Annotated in this window: 19 protein-coding genes; 17 read left to right on the forward strand and 2 right to left on the reverse strand. The window is 73.0% G+C overall.

Annotated elements, in window-relative coordinates; translation table 11 throughout:
• Positions 1-45: 45 nt before the first annotated feature.
• Complete coding sequence (locus tag ACFYX3_RS06660; protein WP_389008864.1) at positions 46-1,650, reverse strand: oxidoreductase; 1,605 nt, start codon at positions 1,648-1,650, stop codon at positions 46-48.
• Between the two features lie 215 nt (positions 1,651-1,865).
• Here ACFYX3_RS06660 and hisD point away from each other — a divergent pair, with 215 nt between their 5' ends.
• From hisD to ACFYX3_RS06710, 10 genes are all read left to right on the forward strand, one after another.
• Complete coding sequence (gene hisD / locus ACFYX3_RS06665; protein WP_389008866.1) at positions 1,866-3,209, forward strand: histidinol dehydrogenase; 1,344 nt, start codon at positions 1,866-1,868, stop codon at positions 3,207-3,209.
• Complete coding sequence (locus ACFYX3_RS06670) at positions 3,206-4,318, forward strand: histidinol-phosphate transaminase (protein ID WP_376584766.1); 1,113 nt, start codon at positions 3,206-3,208, stop codon at positions 4,316-4,318. Before hisD ends, ACFYX3_RS06670 begins: the two co-directional genes overlap by 4 nt.
• Positions 4,315-4,908, forward strand: coding sequence for an imidazoleglycerol-phosphate dehydratase HisB (gene hisB, locus ACFYX3_RS06675; protein ID WP_030492957.1), 594 nt, complete (start codon positions 4,315-4,317; stop codon positions 4,906-4,908). Before ACFYX3_RS06670 ends, hisB begins: the two co-directional genes overlap by 4 nt.
• Positions 4,909-4,910: 2 nt before the next feature.
• Positions 4,911-5,075: a hypothetical protein gene (locus ACFYX3_RS06680; RefSeq protein WP_389008869.1), complete on the forward strand. Its 165-nt coding sequence runs from the start codon at positions 4,911-4,913 to the stop codon at positions 5,073-5,075.
• Positions 5,072-5,719: an imidazole glycerol phosphate synthase subunit HisH gene (gene hisH / locus ACFYX3_RS06685; RefSeq protein WP_359518856.1), complete on the forward strand. Its 648-nt coding sequence runs from the start codon at positions 5,072-5,074 to the stop codon at positions 5,717-5,719. The genes ACFYX3_RS06680 and hisH overlap by 4 nt, the downstream gene beginning before the upstream one ends.
• The gene (gene priA / locus ACFYX3_RS06690) at positions 5,716-6,444 is read left to right on the forward strand and encodes a bifunctional 1-(5-phosphoribosyl)-5-((5-phosphoribosylamino)methylideneamino)imidazole-4-carboxamide isomerase/phosphoribosylanthranilate isomerase PriA (RefSeq protein ID WP_389008872.1); all 729 of its coding nucleotides are present in this window, start codon (positions 5,716-5,718) and stop codon (positions 6,442-6,444) included. The genes hisH and priA overlap by 4 nt, the downstream gene beginning before the upstream one ends.
• Positions 6,441-6,833, forward strand: coding sequence for a RidA family protein (locus ACFYX3_RS06695; protein WP_389008875.1), 393 nt, complete (start codon positions 6,441-6,443; stop codon positions 6,831-6,833). Before priA ends, ACFYX3_RS06695 begins: the two co-directional genes overlap by 4 nt.
• Entirely contained in the window at positions 6,830-7,585 is a 756-nt protein-coding gene (gene hisF, locus ACFYX3_RS06700) for an imidazole glycerol phosphate synthase subunit HisF (RefSeq protein WP_389008878.1), read from the forward strand. Before ACFYX3_RS06695 ends, hisF begins: the two co-directional genes overlap by 4 nt.
• 118 nt (positions 7,586-7,703) lie before the next feature.
• The gene (locus ACFYX3_RS06705) at positions 7,704-8,291 is read left to right on the forward strand and encodes a helix-turn-helix domain-containing protein (protein ID WP_389008881.1); all 588 of its coding nucleotides are present in this window, start codon (positions 7,704-7,706) and stop codon (positions 8,289-8,291) included.
• Positions 8,288-9,523, forward strand: coding sequence for an MFS transporter (locus ACFYX3_RS06710; protein ID WP_389008884.1), 1,236 nt, complete (start codon positions 8,288-8,290; stop codon positions 9,521-9,523). The genes ACFYX3_RS06705 and ACFYX3_RS06710 overlap by 4 nt, the downstream gene beginning before the upstream one ends.
• A 9-nt stretch (positions 9,524-9,532) precedes the next feature.
• Here the strand turns inward: ACFYX3_RS06710 and ACFYX3_RS06715 are convergent, their stop codons facing one another.
• Positions 9,533-10,168 (reverse strand): TIGR03085 family metal-binding protein, encoded by a 636-nt coding sequence (locus ACFYX3_RS06715; protein ID WP_382651580.1) that lies wholly within the window; start codon positions 10,166-10,168, stop codon positions 9,533-9,535.
• Between the two features lie 76 nt (positions 10,169-10,244).
• Between ACFYX3_RS06715 and hisI the strand changes: the two genes are divergently transcribed.
• The 7 genes from hisI to trpM all read left to right on the forward strand — a co-directional run bounded on the left by hisI (position 10,245) and on the right by trpM (position 15,182).
• Positions 10,245-10,619, forward strand: coding sequence for a phosphoribosyl-AMP cyclohydrolase (gene hisI / locus ACFYX3_RS06720; RefSeq protein WP_389009447.1), 375 nt, complete (start codon positions 10,245-10,247; stop codon positions 10,617-10,619).
• Positions 10,620-10,630: 11 nt separating this feature from the next.
• On the forward strand, positions 10,631-12,121 hold the full coding sequence (locus ACFYX3_RS06725; protein ID WP_389008888.1) for an anthranilate synthase component I: 1,491 nt from the start codon (positions 10,631-10,633) through the stop codon (positions 12,119-12,121).
• 14 nt (positions 12,122-12,135) lie between these two features.
• On the forward strand, positions 12,136-12,786 hold the full coding sequence (locus ACFYX3_RS06730) for a TIGR02234 family membrane protein (RefSeq protein ID WP_382651574.1): 651 nt from the start codon (positions 12,136-12,138) through the stop codon (positions 12,784-12,786).
• 124 nt (positions 12,787-12,910) lie between these two features.
• Positions 12,911-13,165 (forward strand): HGxxPAAW family protein, encoded by a 255-nt coding sequence (locus ACFYX3_RS06735; RefSeq protein ID WP_376584784.1) that lies wholly within the window; start codon positions 12,911-12,913, stop codon positions 13,163-13,165.
• Between the two features lie 308 nt (positions 13,166-13,473).
• The gene (locus ACFYX3_RS06740) at positions 13,474-13,950 is read left to right on the forward strand and encodes a DUF2752 domain-containing protein (protein WP_389009450.1); all 477 of its coding nucleotides are present in this window, start codon (positions 13,474-13,476) and stop codon (positions 13,948-13,950) included.
• Between the two features lie 127 nt (positions 13,951-14,077).
• The gene (gene trpC, locus ACFYX3_RS06745; protein ID WP_376584785.1) at positions 14,078-14,887 is read left to right on the forward strand and encodes an indole-3-glycerol phosphate synthase TrpC; all 810 of its coding nucleotides are present in this window, start codon (positions 14,078-14,080) and stop codon (positions 14,885-14,887) included.
• A gap of 7 nt (positions 14,888-14,894) precedes the next feature.
• Positions 14,895-15,182 (forward strand): tryptophan biosynthesis modulator TrpM, encoded by a 288-nt coding sequence (trpM, locus tag ACFYX3_RS06750; RefSeq protein ID WP_389008893.1) that lies wholly within the window; start codon positions 14,895-14,897, stop codon positions 15,180-15,182.
• Positions 15,183-15,330 lie beyond the last annotated feature (148 nt).

Below are 15,330 nucleotides of genomic sequence, written 5' to 3' on the forward strand. Positions count from 1 at the left end.
CGTGGCGACACCGCTTTCACTCCACCGCGCCCGGGGCGGCCGTCCTCACCCCCTGCGCAGCAGCCGGGTCGCGCCCGCCGCGACCGTCGTCGCCAGGATCCAGCCGAGGAGGATCAGCACCGCCGCCACCCACTGCCAGATGCCCTCCAGGCGCCAGTAGCCGTCCTGGCCGAGGGTGATCACGGGCAGCAGCAGGTCGAGCGCGTACAGCGTGCCGTTCCACTCGGGCCCCTCGTCCGCCTTCATCGGTATCGGGCGGTAGTGGGAGAAGACCACCGTGCCCGCCGCCCACAGCACGGCCATCCACAGCGCGGCCCGGCCCGGCCGGTAGCCGTACGCCACGGTCCAGTCCTGGAGGTAGCCCCACAGCTTCCCCGCGATCGGCAGGGTCTCCCGTCTGCGCCGCTGCTTGGCGAGCAGCACCTCGCGGGCGTCCGCGTCCTCGCCGCTGTTCCGCAGGACCGTCGCCAGGCGCTCGTACGGCTCGGGGGCGTACTCCGGGGTCGCCGCCGCCACCCACTCCAGGCGCCGGGCCAGCGGGAAGTGGCCGTACGGCACGAGGTTCTCGTAGGCGAAGCCGCCCATCGCGAGCCCGCCGGGCCCCGGCCAGCTGGTCGACAGGTCGATCAGGGTGACGACCTTCGCGCCGTTCAGCACGACGCGCCCCTCCTCCGGGCGCTCGCCGTTGAACCGCAGCTCCGGGGTCACGATCCGGCGCAGCGACAGCTCGTCCCGCCGGGCGCCGTTCAGCAGGAAACGGGCGCTGTGCAGGTCCACCGCGTCCCCGAACCGGCCGTCGTCGAGCCGCACCCCGCCGTGGCACTCCACGGGCTTGCGCCGGGTGCCCTGGGCGGGCGTGACCCCGTACGGCGGGGTGGCCGTGGAGCCGCCCCGGTTCTCCCGGCCCTCGTACACCCAGGCGGCGTTCAGATAGAGCGAGCGCTCCACCGTCAGCTGCGGCGCGTTCAGCGCGCGGCGGCCCTGCGCCCCGCGCAGCACGCTGCCCCGCAGGCTGAGCGAGACCCCGACCTTCGCCCCGCGCAGGCTCAGCTCCCCGTGCGTCTCGATCAGCTCGGCCTGGAGGTCCTGGGCGACCACCATCCCGTCGGCCGTGATCGCCCGCCCCCTCCGGTCCGGCCACACCTGGATCTGGTTGATCAGCAGGTCCGTGCCGATCTGGGCGTCCGTCAGCCGGATGCCCCGCCGCACCCGGCAGCGCGGCAGATGCAGGTCCCCCTCCGTGTGCAGCCGGGCCGCCTCCAGGCGCGGCAGCGCGCACTCCACCATCCGCAGGGTGCCGAACCGGGCCTCGGGCAGCACCACCTCGCCGTCGAACCGGCAGCTGTGCAGCTCCACGTACGGCCCTATCGTCCCGCCCGCCAGGTTCAGCACGCCGGTGATCCTGACCCCGCGCAGCTTCAGCGCGGCCACCCGCCCCGACCGGGCCGGCGGCCCGTCGAGCAGCAGCAGCGCCACCACGTCGGCGCGGACGCTCCGCTCCTCCCCCCATTCCCTCGCCCCGAAGGGGTCGTCCCGCTCCGCGATCCCCTCCGTCAGATCGCAGGTCCTGCCGATCCGGAACGCCCGCCACACGGCCCGCTCCGGGCCCGTGAGACCGTCCGGCATCCCGTCCTCGTGCGGCTCGGTCACTGCCGCCCCCTCGCTTTCCACGTCCGCTCCCACGATTCCGCTTTCCGGGATTCGTGGATTCGTACAGCCGTTCTTTCCCGCTGAGTGACGGGCTGAACGCTAACGGTCAGCTGTGGCGACAAGACGCCACTGTGACGCGTATCAGTCACCGATTGGCATGTATCAGCTGTTGATACGGACGACCGGCGTTGTAGGCCGTCTGCGAGAATTGACCCGTGATCTCTCGAATCGATCTGCGCGGTGAGACCCTGCCCGAGGGTTCCGCCCTGCGCGACCTGCTGCCCCGTGCCGAGTTCGACGTGGAAGCCGCCCTGGAGAAGGTGCGGCCGATCTGCGAGGACGTCCGGCATCATGGCGCCGCAGCGGTGATCGACTACGGGGAGAAATTCGACGGCGTCCGCGTCCAGAGCCTCCGCGTGCCCGCCGAGGCGATCGGCCGCGCCCTCGACGAGCTCGACCCGGCCGTCCGGGCCGCCCTCGAGGAGTCCATCCGGCGCGCCCGGCTCGTCCACCGCGAGCAGCGCCGCACCACCCACACCACCCAGGTCGTCCCCGGCGGCACGGTCACCGAGAAGTGGATCCCGGTCGAGCGCGTCGGCCTGTACGTGCCGGGCGGCCGCTCCGTCTACCCGTCCTCCGTCGTGATGAACGTCGTCCCCGCCCAGGAGGCCGGCGTCGAGGGCGTGGCCATCGCCTCGCCCCCGCAGAAGGAGTTCGGCGGACTGCCGCACCCGACGATCCTGGCCGCCTGCGCCCTCCTCGGCGTCGACGAGGTCTACGCCGCCGGCGGCGCCCAGGCCATCGCCATGTTCGCGTACGGCACGGAGGGCACCGCCGACGAGCCCGGCTGCGCTCCCGTCAACCTGGTCACCGGCCCCGGCAACATCTACGTGGCCGCCGCCAAGCGCCTGCTCAAGGGCCGCATCGGCATCGACGCCGAGGCCGGCCCGACGGAGATCGCGATTCTCGCGGACTCCACCGCCGACCCCGTGCACGTCGCCGCCGACCTGATCAGCCAGGCCGAGCACGACCCGATGGCCGCCTCCGTCCTCGTCACCGACTCGGACGAGCTGGCCGCCGCCACAGAGGCCGAGCTGAAGACCCAGGTAGCCGCCTCCAAGCACGTCGACGACCGGATCGTCCCGGCCCTGGCCGGCCGCCAGTCCGCGATCGTCCTCGTCCGCGACCTCGCCGACGGCCTCAAGGTCGTCGACGCGTACGGCGCCGAGCACCTGGAGATCCAGACCGCCGACGCCGCCGCCGTCGCCGACCGCGTCCGCAACGCCGGCGCGATCTTCGTCGGCCCCTGGGCGCCGGTCTCGCTCGGCGACTACTGCGCCGGCTCCAACCACGTCCTGCCCACCGGCGGCTGCGCCTGCCACTCCTCGGGCCTCTCCGTGCAGTCCTTCCTGCGCGGCGTGCACATCGTGGACTACACGCGCGACGCCCTCGCCGACGTGGCCCACCACGTGGTGACCCTCGCCGAGGCCGAGGACCTCCCGGCCCACGGCGCTGCGATCAAGGCCCGTTTCGGTTGGAAGGTGCCGCAGAGCCAGTGAGCAAGATCAAGATCGACGACCTGCCCGTCCGGGACGAGCTGCGCGGCAAGTCCCCCTACGGCGCGCCCCAGCTCGACGTCCCCGTCCAGCTGAACACCAACGAGAACCCCTACCCGCTGCCCGAGCCCCTGGTGGCCCGGATCGCGGAGCGGGTCGCCGAGGCCGCCCGCGGCCTCAACCGCTACCCCGACCGGGACGCGATCGAGCTCCGCACCGAGCTCGCCGCCTACCTCACCCGCACCGGCGGGCACCGCGTCGGCGTCGAGAACGTCTGGGCGGCCAACGGCTCCAACGAGGTCCTCCAGCAGCTGCTGCAGACCTTCGGCGGCCCCGGCCGCACCGCGATCGGCTTCGAGCCCTCGTACTCGATGCACGCGCTGATCGCCCGCGGCACCGGCACCGGCTGGATCTCCGGACCGCGCAACGAGGACTTCTCGATCGACGTCGAGGCGGCCGTCCAGGCCATCGCGGAGAACGCGCCGGACGTCGTCTTCGTCACCTCGCCCAACAACCCCACCGGCACCGCGGTCGAGGCCGGCACCGTCCTCGCCCTGTACGAGGCGGCCCAGGCGGCCAAGCCCTCGATGGTGGTCGTGGACGAGGCGTACGTGGAGTTCAGCCACCGCGACTCGCTGCTGCCGCTCCTGGAGGGCCGCCCGCACCTGGTGGTCTCCCGGACGATGTCCAAGGCCTTCGGCGCCGCCGGGCTCCGCCTCGGCTACCTCGCCGCCCACCCGGCCGTGGTCGACGCCGTGCAGCTGGTCCGGCTGCCGTACCACCTCTCGGCCGTCACCCAGGCCACCGCCCTCGCCGCCCTGGAGCACACCGACACCCTCCTCGGGTACGTCGAGCAGCTCAAGGCCGAGCGCGACCGGCTCGTCACCGAGCTGCGCGCACTGGGCTGCGAGGTCACCGAGTCCGACGCCAACTTCGTGCAGTTCGGGAGGTTCCCCGACCCGCACGAGGCCTGGCAGAAGATCCTCGACCGGGGCGTCCTGGTCCGGGACAACGGCGTACCGGGATGGCTGCGGGTCACCGCCGGCACCCCCGAAGAGAACGACGCGTTCCTCGACGCGGTCCGTGAACTGATGAAGGAGCAGGAACGATGAGCCGCGTAGGCCGCGTTGAGCGCACCACCAAGGAGACCTCGGTCGTCGTCGAGATCGACCTCGACGGCACCGGCAAGGTCGACGTGTCGACCGGGGTCGGCTTCTACGACCACATGCTCGACCAGCTCGGCCGGCACGGCCTCTTCGACCTGACCGTCAAGACCGACGGCGACCTGCACATCGACTCGCACCACACCATCGAGGACACCGCCCTCGCCCTCGGTGCCGCCTTCAAGCAGGCCCTCGGCGACAAGGTCGGCATCTACCGCTTCGGCAACTGCACCGTCCCGCTGGACGAGTCGCTCGCCCAGGTCACCGTCGACCTCTCCGGCCGCCCGTACCTCGTGCACACCGAGCCCGAGAACATGGCGCCGATGATCGGCTCGTACGACACGACGATGACCCGGCACATCCTGGAGTCCTTCGTCGCCCAGGCGCAGATCGCGCTGCACGTCCACGTGCCGTACGGCCGCAACGCCCACCACATCGTGGAGTGCCAGTTCAAGGCCCTGGCCCGCGCTCTGCGCTACGCCTCCGAGCGCGACCCGCGCGCCGCCGGAATCCTCCCCTCCACGAAGGGCGCGCTCTAGTCGTGAACGGCCTCTCCACCATCCTGATCGTCGTCGGGCTCTTCCTGCTCGGCGGCATCTACTCCTTCGTCAAGCAGCAGATGCCCAAGGGCCTCATCGTGCTGCTCTCCATCGGCGCCGCGATGTGTCTCTCCGCCGGCGTGCTGCGTCTGGACGTGTGGTCATGAGCACGAGCTCCCCGAAGAAGGTCGTCGTCTTCGACTACGGCTTCGGCAACGTGCGCTCCGCCGAGCGCGCGCTCGCCCGGGTCGGCGCCGACGTCGAGATCACCCGCGACTACGACACGGCCATGAACGCCGACGGGCTGCTCGTCCCCGGCGTCGGTGCCTTCTCCGCCTGCATGAAGGGCCTCAGGGAGGCCCGCGGCGACTGGATCATCGGCCGCCGGCTCTCCGGCGGACGCCCGGTCATGGGCATCTGCGTCGGCATGCAGATCCTCTTCGCCGAGGGCATCGAGCACGGCGTGGAGACCGAGGGCCTCGACGAGTGGCCCGGCAGGGTCGAGCCGCTGAACGCCCCCGTCGTCCCCCACATGGGCTGGAACACGGTCGACGCGCCCGCCGACACGCAGCTGTTCGCGGGGCTCGACGCCGACGCGCGGTACTACTTCGTGCACTCCTACGCGGTGCGCGAGTGGACCCTGGAGGTCGGCAACCCCAACATCCGCGCCCCCAAGGTCACCTGGGCCACCCACGGCGAGCCCTTCGTCGCCGCCGTGGAGAACGGCGCCCTGTGGGCCACCCAGTTCCACCCCGAGAAGTCCGGCGACGCCGGAGCCCAGCTCCTCACCAACTGGATCGGAACCCTGTGAGCACGCTCGAACTCCTCCCCGCCGTCGACGTCCGCGACGGCCAGGCCGTCCGGCTCGTCCACGGCGAGTCCGGCAGCGAGACCTCCTACGGCTCCCCGCTGGAGGCCGCCCTGGCCTGGCAGCGCGCCGGGGCCGAGTGGCTCCACCTGGTCGACCTGGACGCCGCCTTCGGCACCGGCGACAACCGCGCCCTGGTCCGCGAGGTCACCGAGGCCATGGACATCAAGGTCGAGCTCTCCGGCGGCATCCGCGACGACGCCACGCTCGCCGCCGCCCTCGCCACCGGCTGCACCCGTGTCAACCTCGGCACCGCCGCCCTGGAGACCCCCGAGTGGGTCGCCAAGGTCATCGCCGAGTTCGGCGACAAGATCGCCGTCGGCCTCGACGTCCGCGGCACGACCCTGCGCGGCCGAGGCTGGACCCGCGACGGCGGCGACCTGTACGAGACGCTGGCCCGCCTCGACTCCGAGGGCTGCTCCCGTTACGTCGTCACCGACATCGCCAAGGACGGCACCCTCCAGGGCCCCAACCTGGAGCTCCTGAAGAACGTCTGCGCGGCCACCGACAGGCCCGTCGTCGCCTCCGGCGGCGTGTCGTCCCTGGACGACCTGCGGGCCCTGTCCGGCCTGGTCCCGCTGGGCGTCGAGGGCGCGATCGTCGGCAAGGCGCTGTACGCCAAGGCCTTCACCCTCGAAGAGGCGCTCGCGGCGGTGGCGTCGGCATGAGCGTGCGCAAGGTCGTGACCGGCGCTCCCTGGGAGGAGCAGTTCGGCTACTCCCGCGCGGTCGAGCTGCCCAACGGGACCGTCCTGGTCTCCGGCTGTACGTCCGTGATCGGCGGGGCGATCGCCGACGGCGGCCCGTACGAGCAGGCCATCAACTCCTTCAACGTGGCCTTCGACGCCCTGAAGCAGCTGAACCTCGGCCCCGAGGACGTCGTCCGGACCCGGATGTACCTCACCCACGCCCGGGACGTGGAGGAGGTCGGCCGCGCCCACAAGGAGCTGTTCGACGCCGTCCGCCCCGCCGCTTCGATGATCATCGTCTCCGGCTTCGTCGACCCCCGCCTGGTGGTCGAGGTCGAGGTCGAGGCCTACAGGAGTGATGCGGCATGAGCCTCGCCGTACGCGTGATCCCCTGCCTGGACGTGGACAACGGCCGGGTCGTCAAGGGCGTCAACTTCCAGAACCTGCGCGACGCGGGCGACCCCGTCGAGATGGCCAAGCTGTACGACGCCGAGGGCGCCGACGAGCTGACCTTCCTCGACATCACCGCCTCCTCCGGCAACCGGGAGACCACCTACGACGTGGTGCGCCGCACCGCCGAGCAGGTCTTCATCCCGCTCACGGTCGGCGGCGGCGTCCGCTCGGCCGAGGACGTCGACAAGCTGCTGCGGGCCGGCGCCGACAAGGTGGGCGTCAACACCGCCGCGATCGAGCGCCCCGAGCTGATCCGGGAGATCGCGGAGCGCTTCGGCCGCCAGGTCCTCGTCCTGTCGGTCGACGCCCGCCGTACCTCCACCGGCTCCTTCGAGGTGACGACGCACGGCGGCCGCAAGGGCACCGGCATCGACGCCGTCGAGTGGGCGCACCGGGCCGCCGAGCTCGGCGCGGGGGAGATCCTGCTCAACTCGATGGACGCCGACGGCACGAAGGACGGCTACGACACCGAGATGATCGCGGCCGTGCGCAAGCACGTGACGGTCCCGGTGATCGCCTCCGGCGGCGCCGGCAAGCTCGCCGACTTCCCGCCGGCCGTGGCGGCGGGCGCGGACGCGGTGCTCGCGGCCTCCGTCTTCCACTTCGGCGACCTGCGGATCTCGCAGGTCAAGGACATGCTGCGGGAAGCCGGTCACCCGGTCCGCTGAGGCGTCGTCCCGGTGGAGAGAAGGGCCCCTTCGGGGGCCCTTCTTCGTGCCCGGATGCACAGGATCAGTTGCGCAATTTTTGTTGCGCAAGTTTTCTTTCGCATCTAGGGTCGGTGTCATGACCTCGTCGGAGAACCGCCGGATCACCGATCTCGGCACCCTCAAAGCCATCTCGCACCCGCTGCGCATGAGCCTCTACCGGGCCCTCTTCGTGGCCCGCACCGCCACCGCGTCCCAGCTCGCCGAGCAGGTCGACGAGGCCGTCTCCCTCGTCAGCTACCACCTGCGCAAGCTCGCCGAGCACGGCCTCATCGAGGAGGCGGAGACGCAGTCGGCGGACGGGCGGGAGCGGTGGTGGCAGCCGAGCTCGTACGGCTTCAGCGTCCAGGAGGAGGACCTCCGCGACGCCCCCGAGCTGCTCGCCGCGAGCGCCACCCTCGGCCGCACCATCAACCAGCAGCGCGCCGAACTGCACAGCCGCTTCCTCGACGAGCGGCTCACCTGGTCCAGCGAGTGGCGCGCCGCCTCCGTCAGCTCCGAATGGCTGCCCCGGCTCACCGCAGCCGAACTCACCGCCCTCGGCGAGGAGCTCGAAGCCGTCCTCCAGAAGTACGACCAGCGGGCCCGCGCCGCCGAAGAGGCCGGCGACACCGAGGGCCGCGAGAACGTCGCCGTCCACCTCCACGCGTTCCCCTACCACTCATGACGGCCACCGTCGTCGCGCCGACGACCGTCCCCGCCCACCGCAGCCCCCAGGTCCTGCGCTGGCTCGGCGCCTACACCGCCTCCACGCTCGGCGACAGCGTCTACCACCTGGCCCTCTCCTGGACCGCCGTCAGCAGCGGCACCCCCGCCCAGGCCGGACTCGTCATGGCCGTCTCCGCCGTGCCCCGCGCGCTGCTCATGCTCGGCGGGGGAGTCATCGCCGACCGCCTCGGCCCGCGCCGGGTCGTCATCGCCTCCGACACCGTCCGCGCCCTGGTCGTCCTCGGCCTGGCCGCGACCCTGTTCCTCGCCTCGCCCGGCCTGTGGATCCTCGCCGCGGTCGCCCTCGTCTTCGGCGTCGTCGACGCCCTCTTCCTGCCCGCCGTCGGCGCCCTGCCGCCCCGCATCGCCGACCACGACCAGCTCGCCCGCGTCCAGGGGATGCGCGGCCTCTCGTACCGCCTCGGAGCGGTCCTCGGCGGCCCGCTCGGCGGCCTCGCCGTCGCCCTCGGCGGCACGGCCGGCGCCTTCGGCGTCGCCGGAGTGCTCTTCACCCTCTCGATCCCCCTGCTGAGCACCCTCCGCCTCCGGTCGCTGCCCGCCGAGGACGAGGCCCGCGACGGCACCGCCCTGCGCGACCTCGCCGACGGCCTGCGCTACCTGCGCGGACACCGCGTCCTGGGCCCGCTGATGATCGTCGTGCTCCTCAGCGACCTCGGCTTCGCAGGCCCCTTCAACGTCGGCCTCGCCCTCCTCGCCGACCAGCGCGGCTGGGGCGCCTCCGGCATCGGCTGGATCCTCGCCGGCTTCGGCACCGGCGCCGGCGCCGCCTCGCTGCTCCTGACCGTCTGGGGACGCGTCCCGCGCGCCGGAGCCGTCAGCGGCTGGACCATGGCGGTGGGCGCCGTCTGCATCGGCGCCCTCGGCGTCACCTCGTACCTGCCCGTCGCGGTCGCCGTCGCCCTGTCCGTCGGCCTGCTCGCCGGGCTCTCCGGGGCGCTGTGCAACGCCCTCGTCCAGACCGAGTGCGACCCCGCCTACCTCGGCCGCGTCAGCGCCGTCTCCAGCCTGCTCTCGCTCGGCATCGCACCGCTCAGCCTCCCCCTCACGGGCGCGGCGATCGAGCTGTGGGGCCTCGGCCCGGTGTACGCCGTGAGCGCGGCCGTCTGCGGCCTCGCAGGCGTCTACATGCTCCTCGTCACCGCCGTACGCCGGGCCGAACTGCCCCGTTAGGGGGCGGGGTCAGATCCCCAGCTGCTTCGTCTCCCGCAGCCGCTCGATCGCCTCCGGCTCGCCCTCGAGGGCCACTTTCGCCGAGTCCTGGCGGCCGTACAAGTACATCACCAGCTCGCCCGGCTCCCCGGAGGCCGTCACCACCGGGGTGCCGCGGTGGGCGACCGCCGTCTGGCCGTTCGGGCGGCGCAGGACCAGGCCGACCGGCGCCTTCCGGCCGAGCAGCCGGGCCATCCGCTCCAGGCGCGACCACAGCGCGTCCGCGAAGACCGGGTCCAGCTCGCGGGCCGACCAGTCGGGCTGCGCGCGACGCACGTCCTCCGCGTGCACATAGAACTCGACGACGTTCGCCCCCTCGTCCACCTGCTTGATCGTGAACGGCGAGAACCGCGGCGGACCCGTACGGATCAGCTGGATCAGCTCCTCGTACGGCTTCTCGGCGAACTCCTGCTGCACCCGGTCGAGCCGATCCTTCAGCGCCGGTACGAGGTTCCCCGCCGCCGCGTCCGGACGCCGCTCCCGCACCACCACATGGGCCGCCAGGTCCCGGGTCCGCCAGCCCTCGCAGAGCGTCGGCGCGTCCGGGCCCGCAGCCTCCAACAGATCGGCGAGCAGAAGCCGTTCACGTTTCGCATGGGTCGACATGTCCGCCAGCGTACGGCGGACACTCCCCGTCCGCCCAGTGGACGCCACGCCGGACACCGTCCCCGAGCGCGGCACAATGGGCCCCATGAGCACGCCCCGGACCCCCAGCGACCTCGACCCCGCCATCGCCGCCCGCCTCAAGCGCAGCGCCGACGGGCTCGTCCCCGCCATCGCCCAGCAGTACGACACCGGCGAGGTGCTGATGCTCGGCTGGATGGATGACGAGGCGCTCCACCGCACCCTCACCACCGGCCGCTGCACCTACTGGTCCCGCAGCCGGAACGAGTACTGGGTCAAGGGCGACACCTCCGGGCACGTCCAGCACGTCAAGTCCGTCGCCCTCGACTGCGACGCCGACACCCTCCTCGTCAAGGTCGACCAGGTCGGCGCCGCCTGCCACACCGGCACCCGCACCTGCTTCGACGCCGACGTGCTCCCCGTATCCCAGTAAGGTCCCGTGCCATGGATCTCGAGACGTTCCGCAAGCTGGCGGCCGACCGCCGCGTCATCCCCGTCAGCCGCAGGCTCCTCGCGGACGGCGACACCCCGGTCGGGCTCTACCGCAAGCTCGCCGCCGAACGCCCCGGCACCTTCCTCCTCGAATCCGCGGAGAACGGCCGCAGCTGGTCCCGCTACTCCTTCATCGGAGTCCGCAGCGACGCGACCCTGACGGTGAAGGACGGACAGGCGCACTGGCTCGGCACCCCGCCCGTCGGCGTCCCCACGGACGGCGACCCGCTCGCCGCCCTGCGCGCCACCGTCGAGACCCTCCACACCCCGCGCGACCTCGCCTCCGGGATGCCCCCGTTCACCGGCGGCATGGTCGGCTACCTCGGCTACGACATCGTCCGCCGTCTGGAGAAGATCGGCGAGCACGGCCGCGACGACCTGAAGCTCCCCGAGCTGACCATGCTCCTCACCAGCGACCTCGCCGTCCTCGACCACTGGGACGGCTCGGTCCTGCTGATCGCCAACGCGATCAACCACAACGACCTGGAGACCGGCGTCGACGAGGCGTACGCGCACGCCGTCGCCCGCCTCGACGCCATGGAGGCCGACCTGGCCCGCCCGGTCGCGACCGTCCCCGCCTCCCTCCCCGCCTCGGAACTCCCCGAGTCCTCCGCCCTCTGGGGCGGCCCGGCCTACCAGGACGCCGTCGAGGACATCAAGGAGCGCATCCGCGCCGGCGAGGCCTTCCAGGTCGTTCCCTCGCAGCGCTTCGAGACCCCCTGCACCGCCTCCGCGCTCGACGTGTACCGGGTCCTGCGGGCCACCAACCCCTCCCCGTACATGTACCTCTTCCGCTTCGAGAACGGCTTCGACGTCGTCGGCTCCTCGCCCGAGGCCCTCGTCAAGGTCGAGGACGGGCGCGCGATGCTCCACCCCATCGCCGGCACCCGGCACCGCGGCGCCACCCCGCAGGAGGACCACGACCTCGCCGAGGAGCTGCTCGCCGACCCCAAGGAGCGCGCCGAGCACCTCATGCTCGTCGACCTCGGCCGCAACGACCTCGGCCGGGTCTGCACGCCCGGCTCCGTCGAGGTCGTCGACTTCATGTCGATCGAGCGCTACTCGCACGTCATGCACATCGTCTCCACCGTCACCGGCGAGGTCGCCGAGGGCCGCACAGCCTTCGACGTCCTCACCGCCTGCTTCCCCGCCGGCACGCTCTCCGGCGCGCCCAAGCCCCGCGCCATGCAGATCATCGAGGAGCTCGAACCCTCCCGGCGCGGCCTCTACGGCGGATGTGTCGGTTATCTCGATTTCGCCGGGGACGCGGACACCGCCATCGCCATCCGCACCGCCCTGCTCCGGGACGGAACGGCGTACGTGCAGGCCGGAGCGGGTGTCGTCGCCGACTCCGACCCGGTCGCCGAGGACAACGAATGCCGCAACAAGGCCGCGGCCGTCCTCCGTGCCGTCCACACCGCCAACCGGATGAACGACAACTGAGGACGTAGGGGATAGTGGGGTACGTGAGTGCCGTACCCGTACCCCAGCCCCGGGCCGCCCGCGCGGCCGTCCCCACCGGCGGCCGCCGCAGCCTGGCCGCGGCCCTCCTCCTCGGCGCCCTCGGCGCCACCGTCGTCCTGCTCTCCGCGGGCCAGATCTGGGCGGAGGGCACCGCGTCCGTCGGCGGCGGCACCGTCCCCGTCGAGGCCGACGGCGGCACCGTCACCGGCGTGCCGACCGCCCTCGCGATCGTCGGCCTCGCCGCGCTCTTCGCCGTCTTCGCCGTCCGCCGCACCGGCCGCACGCTCGTCTCCGCGCTCCTCGCGCTGAGCGGCGCGGGCGCCGCGCTCGCCGCGGTCCTCGGCGCCTCCGACAGCGCCGCGCTCGACGCCGAGGCCGCCCGGATCAGCGGCGACACGGCCGCGGCCGTCGCGCACCTCACCCACACCGTCTGGCCGTACGTGACCGCCGCGGGCGCCGTCCTCATCCTGCTCGCCGGCCTCTTCGCCCTCCGCTTCGGCAAGAACTGGCCGGCGATGGGAGGCCGCTACGAGCGGTCCGGCGCCCCGCGCGCCGGCCGCAAGGCCCCCACGACCGACCCGGACCGTCCGGAGGACCTGTGGAAGGCCCTGGACCGCGGCGAGGACCCCACACAGGGCGGCTGACCGCGACGCGTGATCGTCCCGGCACCCCCGATTCATCCTCGCGCGCCCGCGTGCGGGACAATGAGCGCCGAGTGTCCGCGCACGCGAGACCTCACCATCGAGCAACTGCAACGAGGAGCAACTCATGGCGGGCAGCGCCCACGGACACACCCCGGCCGCCTGGACCGGTGTCATCATCTCCTTCATCGGCTTCTGCATCGCCGGCGTCTTCATGGTGGCCGCCAACCTGCCCGGCTTCTGGGCCGGCGTGGGCGTCATCGTCCTCGGTGGCATCGTGGGCGGCGGGATGAAGATCGCCGGCCTCGGCATGCCGAAGGACTCGGACGCCGTCGTCGCCGCCCGTGAGGCCGCGACCGAGACCGCCCGGGCCCGCGCCTGACGCGACACGACGCACCCGAGGGCGCGGTCCGGCGACGCCGGGCTGCGCCCTCGCGCGTCAGCAGCGACAATCACCGCGTGGACGCGCAGCCGACGGCCGAAGCCGTGACCGACGATTCCCTCACCCACCCGGGTGAACGCCCCGCCCCGGATCCCACCGATCCGGACTCGGCGGGGCCGAAGACCGCAGCGACCCCGGCTGCCGCCGGGACGGCGGGCGTTCAGGCCCCGCAGGCCGCCGCGCCGGCGGGGGCCGTGGTTCCGGCAGGCGCCGCGTCGGCAGGCGCCGTGGTTCCGGGTACCGCCGCCCTGGCGGGGGCGCCCGGACAGCCGGGGTCCGCCGTCTGGGACGGGCCGTATGCGCCGGCGCCCGTACCGCTCGCGCCGCGGTCGCTCGTGCGGCGGCTCCTCACGCCCGTCGCGGTCCTCGGCGGCGTCGTCGCCGCGTTCGCGTACGTCGGGGCCGTCGACCCCAACGAGCCCGGGCACTACCCCGTCTGCCCGCTGCTGCGCTTCACCGGCATCTACTGCCCCGGCTGCGGCGGGCTCCGCAGTGCGCACGCCGTCGCACACGGCGACCTCCCGGCCGCCCTCGGTGCCAACGCCCTCGCCGTCGTCGGCTACGGGATCTTCGCCGTCGTCATGGCCGTATGGCTGATTCGCGCCGTCCGAGGCGCACCCATGCGCCTCACGATCTCCCCGCGGCTCTCGTGGGCCATCGGGGCCGTCCTCGTCCTCTTCACCCTGGTCCGGAACCTTCCCTTCGGCTCCGCCCTCGCTCCCTGAGCACCCCTCGGAAGTCCCAGCAGGTGGGACGCACCTCCGGCCGATGCGAATCCGGAGCCGTCCTGCGGATAGGATCGAAGTGGCTGAACCTGGTTCATCATCACCGTCCCGGAAGGGGGCCCCTCGCGTGAGTGTGCTCGACGAGATCATCGACGGCGTGCGCGCCGACCTCGCAGAGCGGCAGGCGCGGGTCACCCTCGACGAGCTCAAGGAGCGCGCCGCCAAGGCGCCGCAGGCCAAGGACGGCGTCGCCGCACTGCGCGGGGACGGCGTCAAGGTGATCTGCGAAGTGAAGCGCTCCAGCCCGTCCAAGGGCGCACTCGCCGCGATCGCCGACCCGGCGGGACTCGCCGCGGACTACGAGGCCGGCGGCGCCGCCGTCATCTCCGTCCTCACCGAGCAGCGCCGCTTCGGCGGCTCGCTCGCCGACCTGGAGGCCGTCCGCGCCCGGGTCGACATCCCCGTGCTGCGCAAGGACTTCATCGTCACCGCGTACCAGCTCTGGGAAGCGCGGGCGTACGGAGCGGATCTCGCCCTCCTCATCGTCGCCGCCCTGGAGCAGGAGGCGCTGGTCTCCCTCATCGAGCGTGCCGAGTCCATCGGTCTCACCCCGCTGGTCGAGGTCCACGACGAGGAGGAGGTCGAGCGCGCCGTCGACGCGGGCGCCCGCATCATCGGCGTCAACGCGCGCAACCTCAAGACCCTCAAGGTCGACCGCTCCACCTTCGAGCGCGTCGCCCCCGAGATCCCCGCGCACATCGTCAAGGTCGCCGAGTCCGGCGTCCGCGGCCCGCACGACCTCATCGCCTACGCCAACGCGGGCGCCGACGCGGTCCTCGTCGGCGAGTCCCTCGTCACCGGCCGCGACCCGAAGGCGGCCGTCGCCGACCTCGTCGCCGCCGGCGCGCACCCGGCCCTCCGCCACGGCCGGAGCTGACCGGATCATGACCCTCGTCCGCGCCACGCCGACCGCCCTGGGCTCCGCCCCGGGCGGCTCGGTCGTGCCCGCGGACGCCTCGGGCCGTCGCGGCCGGCTCCGTACCGCCGCGGCCCCCGTCTCCAAGCACGCGCCGCTGGCCAGGGGCTGCCGCCCGCGTGGCTGCCGCGCGCCCGCCCGCCGTGTCCACGGCCGCCGGGTCCGCTACGTCATCGGCTCCGAGCCGGGACAGGTCAACGGCATGCGATGGCGCCCGCGCCTCGCGCGCACTCTCACGTACAGCAGCAACGCCTAGCCGTTCAGGCCCTGGCCCTTCGGCCCACCCCCGTGTGGGCAATCGTCCCGCTGGGGCGGGACGGGTGGGCACACGGGACGGCGCCCTCTGCGGGCGCCTCCACCCCTGTGCCTCGGCCCGCACCCCCGGCGCGCCGCACACGGGGCGC

The sequence above is a fragment of the Streptomyces sp. NPDC002463 genome (assembly GCF_042889835.1).
Lineage (GTDB): Bacteria > Actinomycetota > Actinomycetes > Streptomycetales > Streptomycetaceae > Streptomyces > Streptomyces nymphaeiformis.